This is a genomic window from Kosakonia cowanii JCM 10956 = DSM 18146 (assembly GCF_001975225.1).
GTDB classification, from domain to species: domain Bacteria; phylum Pseudomonadota; class Gammaproteobacteria; order Enterobacterales; family Enterobacteriaceae; genus Kosakonia; species Kosakonia cowanii.
In genome coordinates, this window is the sequence record NZ_CP019445.1 from 3809308 (window position 1) to 3826289 (window position 16982).

Here is a 16982-nt window from a genome sequence, read left to right on the forward strand (position 1 = left end):
CTATGGGTGGTAATTAATGTCCGGCCGACGGCGCGCCGGGCGCACCGCTACGCACAAACGGCGGGCGGGCAAACCAGATAACAATCATCAGTGCTAAAAAGAGCCACCCCAGCAGCCAGAAGTAGTCGATAGTCGACAGCATATAGGCCTGCTGCTCAAGGGTTTTATCCACCGCCGCCAGGTGCTGCTGCGTCGCGCCGCCCATCTTATGCAGATAGTCCGTCGCCGCCGAGTTCCACTGCGAGACACTTTCGCTGAGAGTGGCATGGTGGTAAATCTCGCGCCGTGACCAGATCCAAGTGGTGAGCGAGGAGGCAAACGAGCCGCCCAGCACGCGGAAAAAGGTCGCCAGGCCAGAGCCTTCCGCCACCGCCTGGCCGTGCAGGTTAGAGAGCACAATGGTGGTGATGGGCATAAAGAAGAATGCCACGCCAATGCCCATAAACATCTGCACTTCGGCAATGGTGCGGAAATCGACCTCGGTATTGAACTGCGCACGCAGCAGGCAGGAGGCGCCCATGGTCAGAAACGACAGCGTTGCCAGAATACGCAGGTCAACTTTATGAGCATAGCGTCCAATAAACGGCGTCAGCAGCAGCGGCAGAAAGCCCATTGGTGCCGCCGCCAGCCCGGCCCAGATCGCCGTGTAGCCCATCTGGGTTTGCAGCCACTGCGGCAAAATAATGTTGATGGCGAAAAAGGCCGCGTAGCCGAGGGTCAGCGTGGCGGTGCCGATGGCGAAGTTGCGATCTTTGAACAGCCGCAGGTTAACAATCGGGTGCTGCTCGCCAAGTTCCCACATCACAAACGACACCAGCGCAATCGCCGAGAGCACCGACATCACGATAATTTCGTTCGAGGCGAACCAGTCGAGATCGTTGCCCTTATCGAGCACCACTTGCAGCAGGCCGACGCCAAGCACCAGCAGCGCAATGCCGATGTAATCAATCGGCGAGGTGGTAGTGGTCTCTTCCCGCTCGCGCAGCTGCATCCAGACGACAATCGCCGCGAAGATACCAATCGGCACGTTAATGTAAAAGATCCACGGCCAGGCGTAGTTATCGGTGATCCAGCCGCCGGTGATCGGCCCGACAATCGGTGCCACCACCGTCACCATTGAGAGCAGCGCCAGCGCCATGCTGCGTTTACTGGTGGGGAAAATGACCAGCAGCAGCGTCTGGCACATCGGAAACATCGGTCCGGCGAAAAAGCCCTGTAGCGCACGGAAGATAATCAGCTCCGTCATGCTGTGGGCAAAGCCGCAGAGAAATGACGCCAGGGTAAAGAGCGCCACCGAGCCGACAAACAGCCGCAGCTGACCAAAGCGGCGGGTAAACCAGCCGGTGAGCGGCAGCGCAATGGCGTTACACACCGCAAACGAGGTGATGACCCAGGTGCCCTGATCGGCGCTAACGCCGAGATTGCCCGCAATGGTCGGCAGCGCCACGTTGGCGATGGTGGTGTCCAGCACCTGCATAAAGGTCGCCAGCGACAGCGCAATCGTCGCCAGCACCAGGCTGGGCGGCGTAAATGCCGATTTATCTTGCATCGCGTCTCTCTTAGCGGGCGGCTACCGGCTGGCTATTATCATGAAGGATCTTCGCCACCAGCGCGTCGGCCTTATCAAGCGCATTCTGGTAGACGTCTGTTGCGAAACGCGGCTGCGCGACGCTCTGCTGCGGCAGCAGGTGCCCTTCGGTGTCGCGAATATCGACGCGGGCGGCCATCGACAAACCAACGCGCAGCGGATGTTTCTGCATATCATGGGGGTCGAGGGTAATGCGCACCGGCAGGCGCTGGACAATCTTGATCCAGTTGCCGCTGGCGTTCTGCGCGGGCAGCAGGGAGAAGGCGCTGCCGGTACCAATGCCGAGGCTCTCAATCGTGCCGTGATACTCCACGTCATCACCATAGAGATCGGCAGTCAGCGTCACTTTCTGCCCGAGGCGCATGGTGCTCATCTGGCTCTCTTTGAAGTTGGCATCTACCCACACCTGATCGAGCGGCACAATCGACAACAGCGTGGTGCCGGAATCGACACGCATGCCAAGTTGCACCGCGCGCTTTGCCACATAGCCGCTCACCGGTGCAACGATGGTGCTGCGGGCGTTATCGAGAAAGCGCTGACGCAGGGTGGCGATGGCGCTTTTAATCTCCGGATGACTGTCGATAACAGTGTCGTCAACCATTGCCATATTGGTGTTGAGCGCCTGCTGCGCGGCAATCAGGTCACTTTTCGCACTGGTGACGTTGTCACGATAATGGGCTAAATCCTCAGCGGTGACCGCGCCGGTGGCGAAAATCTTCTGCCGACGCGCGTAGTCACTCTGCGCCGTTTGCAGCGCCACTTTTTTCGCCGCCACCTGCGCACGGTAGTTATCCGCCGTGCTGTAAAGCCCGCGTACCTGGCGCACGGTGCTGGCGAGGTTGGCCTGCGCCTGTTGCAGCGCAATTTCCGTATCGGCCGGGTCGAGCAGCACCAGCGGCTGCCCTTTTTGCACAAAGTCGCCCTCATCGACGGCAACCTGGGTGACAGTACCGCCAATCTGTGGCGTCAGCGTCACCTGGTTGGCGCTGACATAGGCGTCATCGGTGGTTTCGTAATAGCGGGCATAGAGCAGATACCAGGCCAGGCCGCCGGCGGCGATAACCACCAGCAGCACAAACAGAATGGCGAAGTTGCGCTTACGTTTACTCGGCGCGCGTGCAGGTTGAGCTGCTGAATCGGTCATCTTGATCACCTTTCAGGAAAACTTAGCGATAGGGTTGAGTTGCGCCGTCAGGCAGCATTTTGATCAGCAGCGTCACCAGCTGTTGCGCTTCATCATCGGTGAGACGCTCGGTGAGTGAGGTGAGGATCGATGCCAGCGCCTCATTCTGGAAGCGATCGCAAATTGCCCGCCCCTTCTCCGTCAGGCCGAGGATCACCTGGCGTTTATCGTCGGGGTTGGTGGTGCGCACCACCAGGTCGCGCTTTACCATGCGCTCAAGCATGCGGCTCATGGCACCGGCGTCCATCAACAGGTTTTTGCTCACTTCGACCGGGCTGGTGAAGCCTTTATAGATGCTGATCAGCACCTTGAACTGCGCGGCGGTGATATCCGCCGGCGAAAAGTAGTGGCTGAGAAGCTGGTCTTTGAACTGGTTTGCCAGATGGATCAGCAGGCCGAGGTGCAGCTTCGGGTTGGGGTTATCCGCAGAATTTGTCATGATATTTGCCTGGTCAATAATTACAAATGAAATTACTGACCAGGCAGATAAGTGTCAATGGATTGTCAAGATAAGCGCACATTTTGTCAGTTTCCGGCAACCCTACCCGGCACTTGTTGGCCCGATAAGCGCAGCGCCATCGGGCATCCCCGCAATGCCGGATGGCGGCTTTCGCCTTATCCGGCCTACAAAAGCCTATGCATCGGTGCTCCGTAGGCCGGATAAGCGGTACGCGCCATCCGGCAATGTTTCAGCGACACCGGTTTTTTTTATCTTCGATATGACAGCGATGGGGGTTGTGTCCCCGCTGAAATCGGCGAACCGGAGCGTGAATGGCAAGGTCTGGACGCCAGGGATGGCGGACAGAGGCGAACCGAGACAGGGACAAAATTGCCGGGAGCAATTTTGAACAGCGCTTGCGCTGGCCCCGAAGGGGCGAGTCCCATGGATGGGACGAGTAAGTCGAGTCGAGCCGGCCGCAGTCAGGCGCGCGGGAGGTGAGCGCAGTGCGCAGCACCGATTTCCTCGCGGGGCCGCGGGGATTGACAAGGGGAGCGCGGCCGCTCCCTTTGTCCCGTTCACCGCATAAGTGGTTAATGAAACTCCCCAGCGCCTGGTGAACGGAACCCTTCCACCAATGCCACATACCAGGCCCATTGCCGGATGGCGGCTTTCGCCTTATCCGGCCTACAAGGGCGAATCGCATCGGCTAATGCCCGAACCCCATTGCTTCACTATATGAAGCACTTTCCCCGCGCAATCTTTGATAAGCCTCACGCAACACAACACGCCGCTCGCCTGCACGCTTTCGATCCCCAACACTCCCTGCACGATAACAACAACGCAGATACCCTACTCACTACGGGAGGCTCAATGGAGCACACCACCTCACAGCCCTACGACGGCACAGAGCAGAAAGTGCCGGCCCGTCGCACCGCCAAAATTATGCTTTCGGCGGGCGTCGGGCACTTTATCGAATGGTTCGACTTCGGCCTTTACGGCACGCTGGCGGCGATCATCGCCAGCAACTTCTTTGTCAGCGATGATCCGGCGATCGGCCTGCTGAAATCCTTCGCCGTCTTCGGCTCCGGCTTCTTAATGCGCCCGCTCGGCGGCCTCTTCTTCGGCTCAATGGGCGACCGCCAGGGGCGGCGCAAAGTGCTGGTGACAGTGATCGTTATCACCTCCATCTCCACCTTTGTGATGGGCATCTTGCCCACCTTCCAGCAGGCCGGGATCATCGCGCCGATACTGCTGGTGCTCACCCGCCTGGTGCAGGGCTTCGCCGCCGGGGGTGAAAGCTCTGGTGTTATCACCTATCTCGCCGAGAGCGCGCCGCCGCACCGTCGCGCGACGCTCACCTGCTGGAGCGAAAACTTCAGCTTTATGGCCTTTGTCTGCGGCTCCGGGCTGGTGCTGCTGCTCACCCATACCCTCGGCGAAGCAACGATGAACGACTGGGGCTGGCGCATTCCTTTCCTGCTGGCCGCCCCGCTTGGCCTCGGTGGGCTCTATATGCGCCGCAATATGGAAGACTCTGCCGAGTTCCATAAGCTGAAAGCCAGCGGCAAAATCGAAGCCTCACCGCTGCGTAAAACCCTCTCCACCTCAATGACCGCCCTGCTGTTTTGCACCGGCTTTGTGGTGGTGAAAGCGGTAAGCAGCTGGGTGCTGCAATCTTTTATGCCGGGTTATCTCTCTACACATCTGCACTACAGCCGCACCGACTCCTACCTCATCACCACCTTAGGGCTGCTGAGCGTGGCGATCTGTATGCCGCTGACCGGCTATCTGTCGGATCGCTGGGGCCGACGCCCGCTAATGTTAATGGGCTGCGGCGGTTTCATTCTCTTCACCTGGCCGGCGATGCTGCTGATGAGCCAGGGATCGGTAGGCGCCTCGATTGCCGCCATGAGCCTGCTCGGCGTGTTTGTTGCCATGTTTAACGGCGGCTGCGGTGCGGCGATGGTCGAGCTGTTCCCGACCGCCATCCGCTACGGCAGCATCGCCATCGCCTATAACCTCACGGTTGCAGTTTTTGGCGGCGTAACGCCGTTCGCCTCGGCGGGGCTTATCACCCTGACCGGCGACCCGCTCTCCCCGGCGTGGTACGTGATGGGCACTGCCCTTATCTCTTTTATTGTCGTGTGGATCGCCAAAGAGACCGCCGGCAAAGTTCTCGATTAACCTGACCTGGAGTTGTCATGAAGATCAGCCGTATCGACTGTTTTCCGCTCAAAATCACCACGCCGCAGGCCTATCTCGGCGGCGAGGTCAAGGCGAGCGACAGCGATTACTACTACCGCCCGGAGTACCGCTGCGTCTATTCGCGCAAGATGGAGACCTGCCTGGTCAAAATCACCACCGACAGCGGCCACGTAGGCTGGGGCGAAGCCCTCGCCCCCGTCGTGCCGCAGGTGATTGCCGAGATAATTACGCAGCTCTTTGCGCCGCTGTTAACCGGCCAGTCGCCCTTTGCCAGCCAGGTGCTCAATGCGCGGATGTATGACGCGATGCGCGATCGCGGCCATATCACCGGGTATCACATTGACGCGCTGGCGGCGGTGGATATCGCGCTGTGGGATCTGAAAGGCCAGATCCTCAACCAGCCGGTTTACCAGCTGCTCGGCGGCGCATTCCGCGAGCAGATCCCCTGCTATGTCTCGGGCCTGCCGGAGCCGGATCTTCCGGCGCGCTGCGCGCTGGCGTTGCGCTGGCAGCAGAAAGGCTTCAACGCCATCAAGCTGGCGCTTGGCTACGGCGTGCAGCAGGACATTGAGAATGTGCGTGCCATTCGTGACGCCCTCGGCCCGCAAGCCAGCCTCTTTCTTGATGCCCACTGGAACTACAGCGTGGCGCAGGCGGCAGAGCTGGCCAACGCGCTGCATCCCCTTGGCGTCGGCTTTCTTGAAGCGCCGCTACTGCCGGAGGATATCGCCGGGCATCGCGAATTGCGGGCAAAAAGCCCGCTGCCGATTGCGCTGGGCGAAACCGAGCGTACCCGCTACCAGTTCAAGCCGTTTATTGAACAGCGGGCGATGGACATTGTGCAGCCGGATGTCGGGCGTACCGGCATTACCGAGCTGATGCATATCGCCTCCCTTGCGCAGACCTGGAATTTGCAGGTCGCGCCGCACCTGAGCGTCGGCCTCGGGCCCTGCATTGCCGCGTCGATCCACGTCGCCGCCGCGCTGCCGAATCTCTTCATGCTTGAGTATCAGCCGCCGGTGTTTGAGCTTGCCAACCAGTTGCTCGATACGCCGCTGGTGTGCGAAGCGGGTCACTATACGCTGCCGCAGGGGGCAGGTTTGGGAATTGCAATTAATGAAGCGCGGGTACGCGAATCGGTAATGAGGGTCACATGTTAAAGGGTAATGTGCCAATTCTGGCGACGGCGTTTGATGAGCATGGTGCGGTGGACTTTGGCTCCATCGAGAAGTTAGTGAAATTTCTGCTGGCCCAGGGGATCGACGGGCTGGCGCTGTTTGGCAATGCGTCGGAAGGTTATGCGCTAACGACCGGGGAAAAAGAGGCGCTGTTTGCCTGTGTAAAACGTCTGACCGGCGCGTTGCCCCTTATTGCTGCCGCAGGCGGTGCCTCGGCAGTGGTGGCGATTGAAGATATTCAGCGCGTGCAGCGCTGGGGGGCGCAGGTGGCGATGGTCAACCCGCCGTCAGTGGTGAAACCCGGCCCGCAGGAGATCTACAACTTCTGGCGCGATATCTGCTCCGCCTGTGACATTGACATCATGGTGCAGGATGCGCCGCTGATGACCGGCGTGAACATCCCGGTGCCGACGCTGGTGAAGCTGTGCGAGGATTTTCCCTCCATCAAATACATCAAGGTGGAGCAACCGCCGACCACGCTGAAGATCAGCGCGCTTAAGCAGGCGCTCGGCGATCGCGTCGGGCTGTTTGGTGGCCTGAATGGCGGTTTTCTCTATGAGGAGCTGCGCCGGGGCATTATCGGCACCATGCCCGCCTGCGAATTCCCGGAGGTGATTAACGCCATCCTTCACGCCTGGCAGCACGACAAACAGGAAGCGCAGGCCATTTTCTACCGCTACCTCCCCTTCCTGCGCTACGGCGTGCAGCCGGGTCTGGGTGTTGCCATCCACAAAACCGTGCTGCATCAGGCGGGCATTTTCGCCACCGATGTAGTGCGTGAACCGGCAAAAGGGCTTGATGAGGCAACGCGTGATGAACTGCGCGATCTGACCCGTGCCCTGCCGCTGGCGGTGCTGGAGGCGAGCCGATGAACTACATCGCGGTGGACTGGGGCAGCAGCAATTTCCGCGCCCTCAGCGTGCGTAACGGCGAGGTGTATCGCAGCGTTGAAGCCGGGTGCGGGGTGGGCAAATGCGCGCGCGAGGCGCTGCCGGATATTCTGCGCGAACAGCTGTTGCGCCTTGAAGAGGGGTGGGATGAGACGCTGCCGGTGCTGTTATGCGGCATGGTCGGCAGCAATATTGGCCTCGCGGACGCGGGCTATCTGGCGCTGCCGCTCAGTTTTGCCCAACTGACGGCAAAGGGGCGCGCGCTGCCGGGCATTCTGCCCAACCCTGTCACGCTGCGTCCTGGTATTTGCGACCGGCGGGTGATGGAGATCTGCCGCGGGGAGGAGATGCAACTTGCCGGTGCGCTAACCCTGACCACCAGCCAGACCTTCGCCGCCGTCGGCACCCACAGTAAATGGCTGACGGTCAACCGCGCGCAGCAGCAGGTGGAGAGCCTGCGCACCCTGATGACCGGCGAGCTGTGGAATCTGGTGCTCAACCACTCGATTGTCGGCAAAGGGCTGCCAGAGCAGTCGGCATCAGACGAGGCGTTTCTGCGCGGCGTGGCCACTGCCCGGCAGGTTGAGCACGGCGAAACAACGCTGGTGAGCGAGCTGTTTCGCTGTCGCGGGCACTATATTCTCGGCGATCTTGACCCGGCCGCAGCAGGCGCATGGCTGTCGGGTTTACTCATTGCCCATGAGATCCTGCAGGGCCACCCGCGCCATGAGGCGGTCTGCTTTATTGGCAGCCGTGCGTTGCTGCCGCGCTATGCCCTCGCCTGCGAGGCGCTCGATCTCCCCTTCACCACCCTTGAGGCGGAGCAGGCGCTGATCGCCGGGCTGAATGAGGTGTTCCGTGATGAAGCCTGAGCAGATTGTCGCCATCCTGCGCGGGATCGCGCCCGCCGAGTGCATCGAACAGGTGGCCTGCCTGCGCGATCACGGCATTACTACCATTGAGATCACTACCAACTCGCCGCAGTGGGAGAGCAGCCTTGCGCGCGTGGCCTCGGTGTTTGGCGACGCCATCACGCTCGGGGCAGGCACCGTGTTGACCGCGCAGCAGGTGACGGCGTGCCGCGCGGCCGGGGCGCAGTTTATCCTGACGCCAAACCTCGACGCCCGCGTGGTTGAGGCAGCGCAGCAGCAGGGGCTGCGCGTCTGCGCCGGGGTGTTCAGCAGCAGTGAAATTTTTCGCGCCTGCGAACTGGGGGTGGATGTGCTGAAGATCTTCCCTGCTTCAGCGCTGCCGCTCAACTTTCCGCAGATGATCAAAGGCCCGCTCTCGAAGGCAGTGCCCTTCTCTGCCGTCGGCGGCGTCGATGTCAGTAATGCGGCGGCTTATCTCGCCCATTACGACAGCGTTGGAATTGGCTCATCGCTCTATAAACCGGGGCAGACGGCGGCGGTGACTGCGCAGCGCTGCCAGCAGTTATTACACCGGGGGGAGTGATTCGCCGCTGATCTTGCGCGCGGCGGAGATGAGAAACTGGCGCAGGGTGTCGATATTCACCTTGTCGCCACCGATGTTGGAGAGCGCAATCGCCGCCTGCATGCCCGGAATGATGCAGGCCAGCCGGTAATCCCCCGGCGCCCACGCCTTGCCAAACACCTGGTGCTGGCGCGCCTGCTCAATATCCTGCTGCAAAAGATGGTAATCGTGGATGCCGATACGGTTGATGATCTCCTCATCGCTGAGGGTGGCGAGCAGCTTGATGCCAATCACCGAATCGCGCACCGGCCAGGACTCATAATTGCCAATCGCGCGGGCGATGCTTTTGCCACCGCGCGTATGCAGCAGGTAGACCACCTGGTTGCCGCTGAGCACGCCAATCACAATCGAGACGTTATGGCTACCGGTCTCTTCCAGCATCTCCAGCGCGGCGGTATAAAAAGCGGAGTGATGGATCGCGCTGGCGGAGAGGCGGTGAATACCCATACCGAGGCGATATTTGCGCTTTGCATCCTGCTGCACCATCTCTAATGCGAGTAAGGTTTGCATCAGGCGCGTCACTTTCGCCGAGTCCAGCGCCAGCTCGCGTCCAATCTCACGAATGCCAAACGCGCGGTTGCCGGTCGCCAGTAAATTCAGGCAGCGAAACGCGTCAAATACCGTACTGTTCAATTTCGTCATTCATCTATTCTCTGCCGCTTCGCTTATTTGCGCTGCTCAAGCATAACCCGCTTTGAGATTGTTCTCAAACTCGGCGAAATAAGGGTTTTTTCGCTGCGTAATTTGACTAAAGAGCAGTTCCAGCTAGTTTTATTTGTGGGTGCGAAAAAACTTCGCTTAATAATGAGATGAGTTTTTAGATCATAGGGAAATTATTATTAGCTGATGACTTGCACATATTTCAATTAACGACTAAGGCGAATCATTCCCGGTTCGTTATTCGAAAAATCATCACCGCAAAAATATATTTCTGTGCTACAGCGAAACGCTGGCACACAATTCCCCTTACGCGAAAACGACGAAGAGAAGGATTACATTATGACACCTCAAGAAAATTATCATGACTGGTTACGTGATGCCCATGCGATGGAAAAACAGGCTGAGTCGATGCTGAAGTCCATGAGCGAGCGTATCGATAACTACCCGGATCTGCGTTCCCGTATTGCCCAGCATTTAACCGAAACGCAGGGTCAGATCCAATTACTTGAAGAAGTTATGGATCGCAATAATATTAATCGTTCGGTAATGAAAGATGCCACCAGCAAAATGGCCGCCATGGGCCAGGCTTTCGGCGGCATGTTTGCACCGGATGAAGTTGTTAAAGGTTCAATCAGCAGCTACGTCTTCGAGCAATTTGAGATTGCCTGTTACACCTCCCTTATCACCGCAGCGGAAAAAGCCGGCGATGTCGCCAGCGTAGATATTTTCAAACGCATTCTTGCCGAAGAAGTCGCAATGGCGGAATGGGCGCTGAATCATATTCCGGACGTTACCGCTCAATTCCTGCTACGCAGCGATGCGGATGGCGTAGAAGCGAAAAAATAATTATTAGAATTCAGGAGGCAAGCAATGTTTCGTCACGTAAAACAACTGCAATATACGGTTCGCGTTAGCGAGCCAAACCCGGGTCTTGCCAATCTGCTGCTTGAGCAGTTTGGCGGACCGCAGGGCGAACTGGCCGCGGCGTGCCGCTACTTCACTCAGGGTCTGGGTGATGATGACGCCGGGCGTAAAGAGATGCTGATGGATATCGCGACCGAAGAACTCAGCCACCTCGAAATTATCGGCTCGCTGGTCGGTATGCTGAACAAAGGCGCGAAAGGTGCGCTGGCGGAAGGCACCGAGAGCGAAGCGGAACTCTATCGTTCCCTGACGCAGAGCGGTAACGACAGCCATGTCACCTCCCTGCTCTACGGCGGTGGCCCGGCGCTGACCAACTCAGCGGGTAAACCGTGGACGGCGTCCTATATCGACACCATCGGTGAAGTGACAGCCGATCTGCGCTCTAACATTGCCGCCGAAGCGCGTGCAAAAATCATCTACGAGCGCCTGATCAATCTCACCGACGATCCGGGTGTGAAAGATGCGCTCGGCTTCCTGATGACCCGTGAAGTGGCGCATATGATGTCGTTTGAAAAAGCGCTCTACTCGATTCGCAACAACTTCCCGCCGGGCAAACTGCCGCCGATTGAGCAGTACAGCAACGTCTACTACAACATGTCGGAAGGCGATGATCCGCGCGGCAGCTGGAACAGCGACGAGAACTTTGAGTATGTTGCCAATCCGCAGCCGGCTGTTGATGGCGGTGATGGTCTGATCACGGTACAGCTGACGCCGGAACAGCTGGCGATGGTGAAAGCGATGAGCGACCGCACCATGTCTGACCCGTCCGTTGAACCGATTACCGGTTTTGAACTGGGAACCGGCGAACCGAAGTCGAAAAAGTAATTCTGCTTACGGTTAATAAACACACCCCCTGCGGGGTGTGTTTTTTTATGCCCGGCCCTGCTGCAATGCACGCAGCTCAAGCGCATCGTGGCTGCAAAAGAGCGTCAGATCCGCTTGATGGGCGCAGGAGAGTTCCCGCAGGCGCTGCTGGTTAACGCGGCGCGCCTGATTGTCCATTCCCATCATCCACTGGTAAAAACGCAGCCCCGGCGTGCAGTGGCGTTCAGGACGCCCCATCTCTTCACGATAGAACCACGCATCCCCGCCGTGCAGCAGCCACCCTTCCGGGCGCTGGATCGCCACACCCGCATGTCCCGGCGTGTGCCCGGCAAGGGGGATAAGCAGGATCTCCGGCGGCAGGCCATGCAGCGCTGTCACCGCCTCGAAACCAAACCAGCTTTCGCCCTGCGGCGCGTAACCGTGCCAGCCGGAGCGCGCGCTCCACTGCCCTGGCCGGTAACGCTCGCGCTGAAGCCAGCTGTGGCGCTGCTGGGCGGTGTCGATCTCCTGCTGCATCAGGTGTACCTGCGCATGGGGGAAATCGGTCAGGCCGCCGGCATGATCAAAGTCGAGATGGGTCAGCACGATATGGCGGACATCTTCCGCCTTAAAGCCGAGCGCCTGAATGCGCGACAGCGCGGTCAGCTCATCCCGGCGCTGGATGTTATTCATCAGGCGAAAGAAACCCGACAGACGGCGCTGTGGGGCCTGCATATCCTCGCGGCCAAAACCGGTATCGACCAGCACCAGCCCGTCGCGGTCGGTCTCGATCAGCAGACAGTGGCAGACCAGGTGCGCATGCAGCCCTTTGCTGAAGCCGTCATACAGCGCGCCGCCAAGCGGGCACATGCACCCGCAGTTAAGGTGATGGACGATCATCGTGACCTCCCGAAAAGTCAGTGAGAATGGGCTGCGCCTGCAGAGACCGGGACGACGCGAAGCTGTACCGCTTTCCCCTGCTCCCAGGCATCTGCCCCTTTGGCGACAGGGTTAGCCGGTAGATCGGCGCGCTCGGCTTTAATCGCTTCGGTATTGATATCGAAGCGGCGATCGCGGTCTACCAGCAGCGCCGGGTTGAGCTGCCCGTCGGCGGTAAAGCCCATCATCAGCGCCGGTGTGCCAAGCGGCAGGGTTTTATCGCGATCCGTGTGCCAGGTGTGGAAGGTTTTGCCGTAGGTGTTGACGATTTTGCTCATCAGCGCCTTATCTGCCACCGCAGGCAGACCCGGCGCGACCAGGCTGCCGGATTTCACCTCATAGCGATGGCTGTGCCAGAGCTTTTTCTCCTCCGCTGGCAGGGTCTTGAACAGCCGTTCGCTGATGATGTACTCGACACCCATCAGGCGCGCATCGCGGGTATTGCCGTCGTAGATCACCGCCTGCATCACATCCTCATTTAACACCGTGACATAGTGGTGCGCCTCCATCTGCCCCTTCTGGTTGCCGCTGTAGAAGTGGAAACCGTCGAGATAGGTGCTGATGGCGTCGATCGGCGGGCGGGACTGCATCACCGCTGCGCCGCTCTCCAGCGTCTGTAATTTACCCGAGGTTTTTTCACCGGGGATCGGCGTCTGCGGCGGGGTGTTATTGGCGTTGCATCCGGCAAGAGCGAGGGGAAGTACGAGGTACAGGGCCAGCCTTTTCATTGTCTCTCCTTTGATCATGATCTGGAGTTATGAGGGTAGCCCATTGCGGCTATTCAGCCAGTGAAAACGGCAAATCAGATCGGCACAAACGCAGCGGTGGCGCGGGCTGCACAATATATCCCCATCCATAATCCGGGAATGTGGTGCCAAGCGGTCGGTTTTTTAAGAAAGGTATTAACTATCAAATCCGTAGATTCATCCAAGTACCTTTAAATATGGTGGCGAGATATCGTAGCGGCATACGTAAGCCAATGGAGCCAGTTATGAGCACGTCAGACGAGACTAACCGCGATGCCGGAATGGGCAAATGCCCGTTTCATCATGAAGCCAGCAAGCCGGAAACGAAAAGCAGCGGCCCTACCACCAACCGTGACTGGTGGCCGAACCAACTGCGTGTCGATCTGTTAAATCAGCACTCCAGCCGCTCGAACCCGCTGGGCGAGCAGTTCAACTACCGCGAAGCCTTTAAACAACTCGATTACAGCGCCCTGAAAGCCGATATTCGCGGCGTGCTCACCGACTCCCAGGAGTGGTGGCCCGCAGACTGGGGCAGCTACATTGGTCTCTTTATTCGTATGGCCTGGCACAGCGCCGGCACCTACCGCACCGTTGATGGACGCGGCGGCTCTGGCCGTGGTCAGCAGCGTTTCGCCCCGCTCAACTCCTGGCCTGATAACGTTAGCCTCGACAAAGCCCGCCGCCTGCTGTGGCCGGTGAAACAGAAGTATGGGCAGCAGATCTCCTGGGCCGACCTGATGATCCTCGCCGGTAACGTTGCGCTGGAGAACTCCGGCTTTCGTACCTTTGGTTTTGGCGCAGGCCGCGAAGATGTCTGGGAACCGGATATGGACGTGGACTGGGGCAGCGAGAAAGAGTGGCTGACCCACCGCCACCCGGAAAGCCTGGCGCAGGCCGCCATTGGTGCGACCGAGATGGGCCTGATTTACGTTAACCCGGAAGGGCCAAACGCCAGCGGGGAGCCGATCTCCGCCGCCGCCGCGATCCGTGCGACCTTTGGCAATATGGGTATGAATGACGAAGAGACCGTGGCGCTGATTGCCGGTGGTCATACGCTGGGCAAAACCCACGGTGCGGCCCATGCACCGGATTATGTCGGTGCCGACCCGGAAACCGCGCCGCTGGAAGCGCAAGGGCTTGGCTGGAGCAGCAGTTATGGCAGCGGCGTTGGCGCAGATGCCATCACCTCCGGGCTGGAAGTGGCCTGGACGCAAACCCCGACGCAGTGGAGCCACTACTTCTTCGAGAACCTGTTCAAATATGAGTGGGTGCAGACCCGCAGCCCGGGCGGCGCGATCCAGTTTGAAGCGGTCGATGCCGAAGCGGTGATCCCGGATCCGTTCGACCCGGAGAAGAAACGCAAACCGACAATGCTGGTGACTGATCTGACCCTGCGTTTTGACCCGGGGTTCGAGAAAATTTCCCGCCGCTTCCTTAACGATCCGCAGGCATTTAACGAAGCGTTTGCCCGCGCGTGGTTCAAACTGACCCACCGCGATATGGGGCCGAAATCACGCTACATTGGCCCGGAAGTACCGAAAGAAGATCTGATCTGGCAGGATCCGCTGCCGGCGGCAGTGCACCAGCCAAACGGTGCCGATATTGCCAGCCTGAAAGCGGCGATTGCCGAATCTGGCCTGTCGGTGAGCGAACTGGTCTCTGTCGCCTGGGCGTCGGCCTCCACCTTCCGTGGTGGCGACAAACGCGGCGGCGCTAACGGCGCGCGTCTGGCGCTGGCCCCGCAGAACGGCTGGGAAGTGAATGCCATTGCGGCGAAAGCGCTGCCTGCCCTGCAAAGCATTCAGCAGACCTCCGGCAAAGCGTCGCTGGCGGATGTGATTGTGCTGGCAGGTGTGGTTGGGGTGGAAAAAGCCGCAGCCGCTGCCGGGGTGCAGATCACCGTTCCCTTCACGCCAGGCCGCGTGGATGCGCGTCAGGATCAGACCGACGTCGACTCTTTTGCCTTAATGGAGCCGCTGGCCGATGGTTTCCGTAACTATCGCCGCGTCTGGGATGGCGTCAGCACCGAAACGCTGCTGGTGGATAAAGCCCAGCAGCTGACCTTAACCGCGCCGGAGATGACCGCGCTGGTCGGCGGCCTGCGTGCGCTGGGTGCCAACTACGACGGCAGCAAACACGGTGTCTTTACCGACAACGTGGGCGTGCTGAACACCGACTTCTTCGTCAATCTGCTCGATATGCGCACCGTCTGGCAGGCGAGCGACGACAAAGGCGAACTGTTTGACGGCCGCGATCGTCGCAGCGGTGAGGTGAAGTTTACCGCCACCCGCGCCGACCTGGTGTTTGGCTCCAACTCGGTGCTGCGCGCCCTGGCGGAAGTCTATGCCAGCGCTGACGGCAAAGAGAAGTTTGTCACCGACTTCGTCGCCGCCTGGACGAAAGTGATGAATCTGGATCGCTTCGACCTGCTGTAAGCTCGCATTACCGTACACGCCTGCGCCGCCTGAAAAGGGGCGCAGGCTTTTTTTTGGCAAAAAAATCCCGGCAGGCTGCCGGGAAAAGTGTGTGATAACGAGTTAAGTGCGGCGGCAAAGCAGCCGCCAAAAATTCGGGTAACAACAGATCAAGCCGCAGGCTTTCCGGCAGGCTTGCGGTCATTAAAAGGGATGATTGTCACGCCGGTGTGACAGTTGCGTGGCATTTTAGCCCGAGGTGTGGGAGGTCTCCTGCTCCAGCGTCAGCACAAAATGGCGATCGTGGCGTTCGATTTTCGCCCCGCTCAAACCATAGTTGGTGGTTAACATAAAAAAGGTATCGGCATCGACATCAAATGCCAGCTCGACCTGCTGATATTTGCCCGATGTCGCCATCTGATACGCCTGTTTCAGGTTGTACGCTTTTGCTCTGGACATAAAGCCCTCTCCGCGTAGTGCCGTTGTAGAAACCATCGCCCCTATTCTTATAGACTGCTTTTGCCAAACTAGCCGCCAATTTTTCCACTAAACAGACGAAATCCCCAGGTGTTGTAGAGCAGCGTCACCGGCACCAACAGGCCATAACTGATCAGCAGGAATGTTTGCGTGGCAGGCGGTGCCGCCGCCTGGCTGAGAGTAAGATGCGGCGGCACGATCCACGGAAAGAGCGTGAAGGCCAGCAGGCAAAACGCCACGCTGACCATCACCAGCACGCCGAGCAACGGCAAAAAATCGCGCCCTTTGCGCAGGCCAACAACAAACAGCGCCATGCCCGCAAGCGCCGCCGCAAGAGATGGCCCCCACAAGAACGGGTTGAGCAGATGCTGCCGCCAGCTCTCCTGTAACTGCGCGCACCACACCAGCAGGCCTGCAATCATCACCAGGCCGCTCAGCGCCAGCCATGGCAACACGCGTCGCGCCCATGTGCGCAGTTCGCCGGTCATGCGCCACACCAGCCAGCCCGCGCCGAGCCATGCATAGCCCAGCGCCAGCGCCACGCCGCAGTAAAGGGGGAAAGGCCGCAGCCAGGCGAACGCGCTGCCGGTAAACTGCTGCCCGTCGGTAGCGATCCCCTGCATCAGCGCGCCGACCACCACGCCCTGCGCCAGCGCAGTGAGGAGCGAGCCGCTAACGAGCATCGCGTCAAATAGCCGTGGCGCATGGGGGCGAAACTCAATCGCCATGCCGCGCACCACCAGCGCCAGCATCATCACAAACAGCGGAATATAGAGCGCGCTCAGCACAATGGCGTAAGCCAGCGGAAAGAGGCCGAGCAGGCCGCCCGCCGCCAGCACCAGCCAGGTTTCATTCCCGTCCCACACCGGCAGCAGCGAGAGGTTAATATCCTGCCGCGCCTGTGGGCTACGCTGAAAACCGGTAAGGATCCCGGCACCCAGATCGGTGCCATCGAGGAGTACGTAGATCAGCAGACTGCCCGCCAGCGCGACAGCGGAAAGCGTTTCAAGCCAGGGAAAACCAAGGATCGTTAACATA

Annotated in this window: 16 protein-coding genes; 8 read left to right on the top strand and 8 right to left on the bottom strand. The window is 59.5% G+C overall.

The window, feature by feature from the left end; genetic code table 11:
* Positions 1–13: 13 nt before the first annotated feature.
* The 3 genes from BWI95_RS18030 to BWI95_RS18040 are packed head-to-tail and all read right to left on the bottom strand — an operon-like array spanning position 14 to position 3210.
* A complete protein-coding gene (locus BWI95_RS18030; RefSeq protein WP_076769969.1) occupies positions 14–1549 on the bottom strand; it encodes a DHA2 family efflux MFS transporter permease subunit in 1536 nt (511 codons plus the stop codon).
* A gap of 10 nt (positions 1550–1559) precedes the next feature.
* Positions 1560–2732: an efflux RND transporter periplasmic adaptor subunit gene (locus tag BWI95_RS18035; protein WP_076769970.1), complete on the bottom strand. Its 1173-nt coding sequence runs from the start codon at positions 2730–2732 to the stop codon at positions 1560–1562.
* Between the two features lie 22 nt (positions 2733–2754).
* The gene (locus BWI95_RS18040) at positions 2755–3210 is read right to left on the bottom strand and encodes a MarR family transcriptional regulator (RefSeq protein WP_054804186.1); all 456 of its coding nucleotides are present in this window, start codon (positions 3208–3210) and stop codon (positions 2755–2757) included.
* An 873-nt stretch (positions 3211–4083) separates the two neighbouring features.
* Here BWI95_RS18040 and BWI95_RS18050 point away from each other — a divergent pair.
* The 5 genes from BWI95_RS18050 to BWI95_RS18070 are packed head-to-tail and all read left to right on the top strand — an operon-like array spanning position 4084 to position 8941.
* On the top strand, positions 4084–5397 hold the full coding sequence (locus BWI95_RS18050) for an MFS transporter (protein WP_076769971.1): 1314 nt from the start codon (positions 4084–4086) through the stop codon (positions 5395–5397).
* Positions 5398–5414: 17 nt separating this feature from the next.
* The gene (locus tag BWI95_RS18055; RefSeq protein WP_076769972.1) at positions 5415–6578 is read left to right on the top strand and encodes a mandelate racemase/muconate lactonizing enzyme family protein; all 1164 of its coding nucleotides are present in this window, start codon (positions 5415–5417) and stop codon (positions 6576–6578) included.
* Positions 6572–7468: a dihydrodipicolinate synthase family protein gene (locus BWI95_RS18060; RefSeq protein ID WP_042712278.1), complete on the top strand. Its 897-nt coding sequence runs from the start codon at positions 6572–6574 to the stop codon at positions 7466–7468. The genes BWI95_RS18055 and BWI95_RS18060 overlap by 7 nt, the downstream gene beginning before the upstream one ends.
* Positions 7465–8358: a 2-dehydro-3-deoxygalactonokinase gene (locus tag BWI95_RS18065; protein ID WP_076769973.1), complete on the top strand. Its 894-nt coding sequence runs from the start codon at positions 7465–7467 to the stop codon at positions 8356–8358. Before BWI95_RS18060 ends, BWI95_RS18065 begins: the two co-directional genes overlap by 4 nt.
* Positions 8348–8941 carry a beta/alpha barrel domain-containing protein gene (locus tag BWI95_RS18070; RefSeq protein WP_076769974.1) on the top strand — a complete coding sequence of 198 codons (594 nt, stop codon included), beginning with the start codon at positions 8348–8350 and terminating at the stop codon, positions 8939–8941. The genes BWI95_RS18065 and BWI95_RS18070 overlap by 11 nt, the downstream gene beginning before the upstream one ends.
* Here the strand turns inward: BWI95_RS18070 and BWI95_RS18075 are convergent.
* The gene (locus tag BWI95_RS18075; protein ID WP_094419701.1) at positions 8924–9622 is read right to left on the bottom strand and encodes a helix-turn-helix domain-containing protein; all 699 of its coding nucleotides are present in this window, start codon (positions 9620–9622) and stop codon (positions 8924–8926) included. The genes BWI95_RS18070 and BWI95_RS18075 overlap by 18 nt on opposite strands.
* Positions 9623–9979: 357 nt before the next feature.
* Between BWI95_RS18075 and BWI95_RS18080 the strand changes: the two genes are divergently transcribed.
* On the top strand, positions 9980–10486 hold the full coding sequence (locus BWI95_RS18080; RefSeq protein WP_023479263.1) for a ferritin-like domain-containing protein: 507 nt from the start codon (positions 9980–9982) through the stop codon (positions 10484–10486).
* A 24-nt stretch (positions 10487–10510) separates the two neighbouring features.
* A complete protein-coding gene (locus tag BWI95_RS18085; protein ID WP_023479276.1) occupies positions 10511–11389 on the top strand; it encodes a manganese catalase family protein in 879 nt (292 codons plus the stop codon).
* A 45-nt stretch (positions 11390–11434) separates the two neighbouring features.
* On the opposite strand, the gene BWI95_RS18090 is transcribed toward BWI95_RS18085, so the two are convergent.
* Together BWI95_RS18090 and BWI95_RS18095 are read right to left on the bottom strand one after the other, a co-directional pair.
* Positions 11435–12268, bottom strand: a complete 834-nt coding sequence (locus BWI95_RS18090; RefSeq protein WP_054804188.1) for an MBL fold metallo-hydrolase — start codon at positions 12266–12268, stop codon at positions 11435–11437.
* A gap of 17 nt (positions 12269–12285) precedes the next feature.
* Entirely contained in the window at positions 12286–13035 is a 750-nt protein-coding gene (locus tag BWI95_RS18095; RefSeq protein ID WP_076769975.1) for an OBAP family protein, read from the bottom strand.
* A gap of 263 nt (positions 13036–13298) precedes the next feature.
* On the opposite strand from BWI95_RS18095, the gene katG reads away from it, so the two are divergent.
* The gene (katG, locus tag BWI95_RS18100) at positions 13299–15488 is read left to right on the top strand and encodes a catalase/peroxidase HPI (protein ID WP_054804189.1); all 2190 of its coding nucleotides are present in this window, start codon (positions 13299–13301) and stop codon (positions 15486–15488) included.
* A gap of 228 nt (positions 15489–15716) precedes the next feature.
* Here the strand turns inward: katG and BWI95_RS18105 are convergent, their stop codons facing one another.
* Together BWI95_RS18105 and BWI95_RS18110 are read right to left on the bottom strand one after the other, a co-directional pair.
* Positions 15717–15926, bottom strand: a complete 210-nt coding sequence (locus BWI95_RS18105) for a hypothetical protein (protein WP_034812560.1) — start codon at positions 15924–15926, stop codon at positions 15717–15719.
* Positions 15927–15994: 68 nt separating this feature from the next.
* Positions 15995–16981, bottom strand: a complete 987-nt coding sequence (locus BWI95_RS18110) for a cytochrome d ubiquinol oxidase subunit II (RefSeq protein WP_076769976.1) — start codon at positions 16979–16981, stop codon at positions 15995–15997.
* Position 16982 lies beyond the last annotated feature (1 nt).

Coding starts and splice junctions, on each gene's coding strand:
- BWI95_RS18030 (WP_076769969.1), bottom strand. CDS start 1,549: ATGCAAGATAAATCGGCATTTACGCCGCCCAGCCTGGTGCTGGCGACG.
- BWI95_RS18035 (WP_076769970.1), bottom strand. CDS start 2,732: ATGACCGATTCAGCAGCTCAACCTGCACGCGCGCCGAGTAAACGTAAG.
- BWI95_RS18040 (WP_054804186.1), bottom strand. CDS start 3,210: ATGACAAATTCTGCGGATAACCCCAACCCGAAGCTGCACCTCGGCCTG.
- BWI95_RS18050 (WP_076769971.1), top strand. CDS start 4,084: ATGGAGCACACCACCTCACAGCCCTACGACGGCACAGAGCAGAAAGTG.
- BWI95_RS18055 (WP_076769972.1), top strand. CDS start 5,415: ATGAAGATCAGCCGTATCGACTGTTTTCCGCTCAAAATCACCACGCCG.
- BWI95_RS18060 (WP_042712278.1), top strand. CDS start 6,572: ATGTTAAAGGGTAATGTGCCAATTCTGGCGACGGCGTTTGATGAGCAT.
- BWI95_RS18065 (WP_076769973.1), top strand. CDS start 7,465: ATGAACTACATCGCGGTGGACTGGGGCAGCAGCAATTTCCGCGCCCTC.
- BWI95_RS18070 (WP_076769974.1), top strand. CDS start 8,348: ATGAAGCCTGAGCAGATTGTCGCCATCCTGCGCGGGATCGCGCCCGCC.
- BWI95_RS18075 (WP_094419701.1), bottom strand. CDS start 9,622: ATGACGAAATTGAACAGTACGGTATTTGACGCGTTTCGCTGCCTGAAT.
- BWI95_RS18080 (WP_023479263.1), top strand. CDS start 9,980: ATGACACCTCAAGAAAATTATCATGACTGGTTACGTGATGCCCATGCG.
- BWI95_RS18085 (WP_023479276.1), top strand. CDS start 10,511: ATGTTTCGTCACGTAAAACAACTGCAATATACGGTTCGCGTTAGCGAG.
- BWI95_RS18090 (WP_054804188.1), bottom strand. CDS start 12,268: ATGATCGTCCATCACCTTAACTGCGGGTGCATGTGCCCGCTTGGCGGC.
- BWI95_RS18095 (WP_076769975.1), bottom strand. CDS start 13,035: ATGAAAAGGCTGGCCCTGTACCTCGTACTTCCCCTCGCTCTTGCCGGA.
- katG (WP_054804189.1), top strand. CDS start 13,299: ATGAGCACGTCAGACGAGACTAACCGCGATGCCGGAATGGGCAAATGC.
- BWI95_RS18105 (WP_034812560.1), bottom strand. CDS start 15,926: ATGTCCAGAGCAAAAGCGTACAACCTGAAACAGGCGTATCAGATGGCG.
- BWI95_RS18110 (WP_076769976.1), bottom strand. CDS start 16,981: ATGTTAACGATCCTTGGTTTTCCCTGGCTTGAAACGCTTTCCGCTGTC.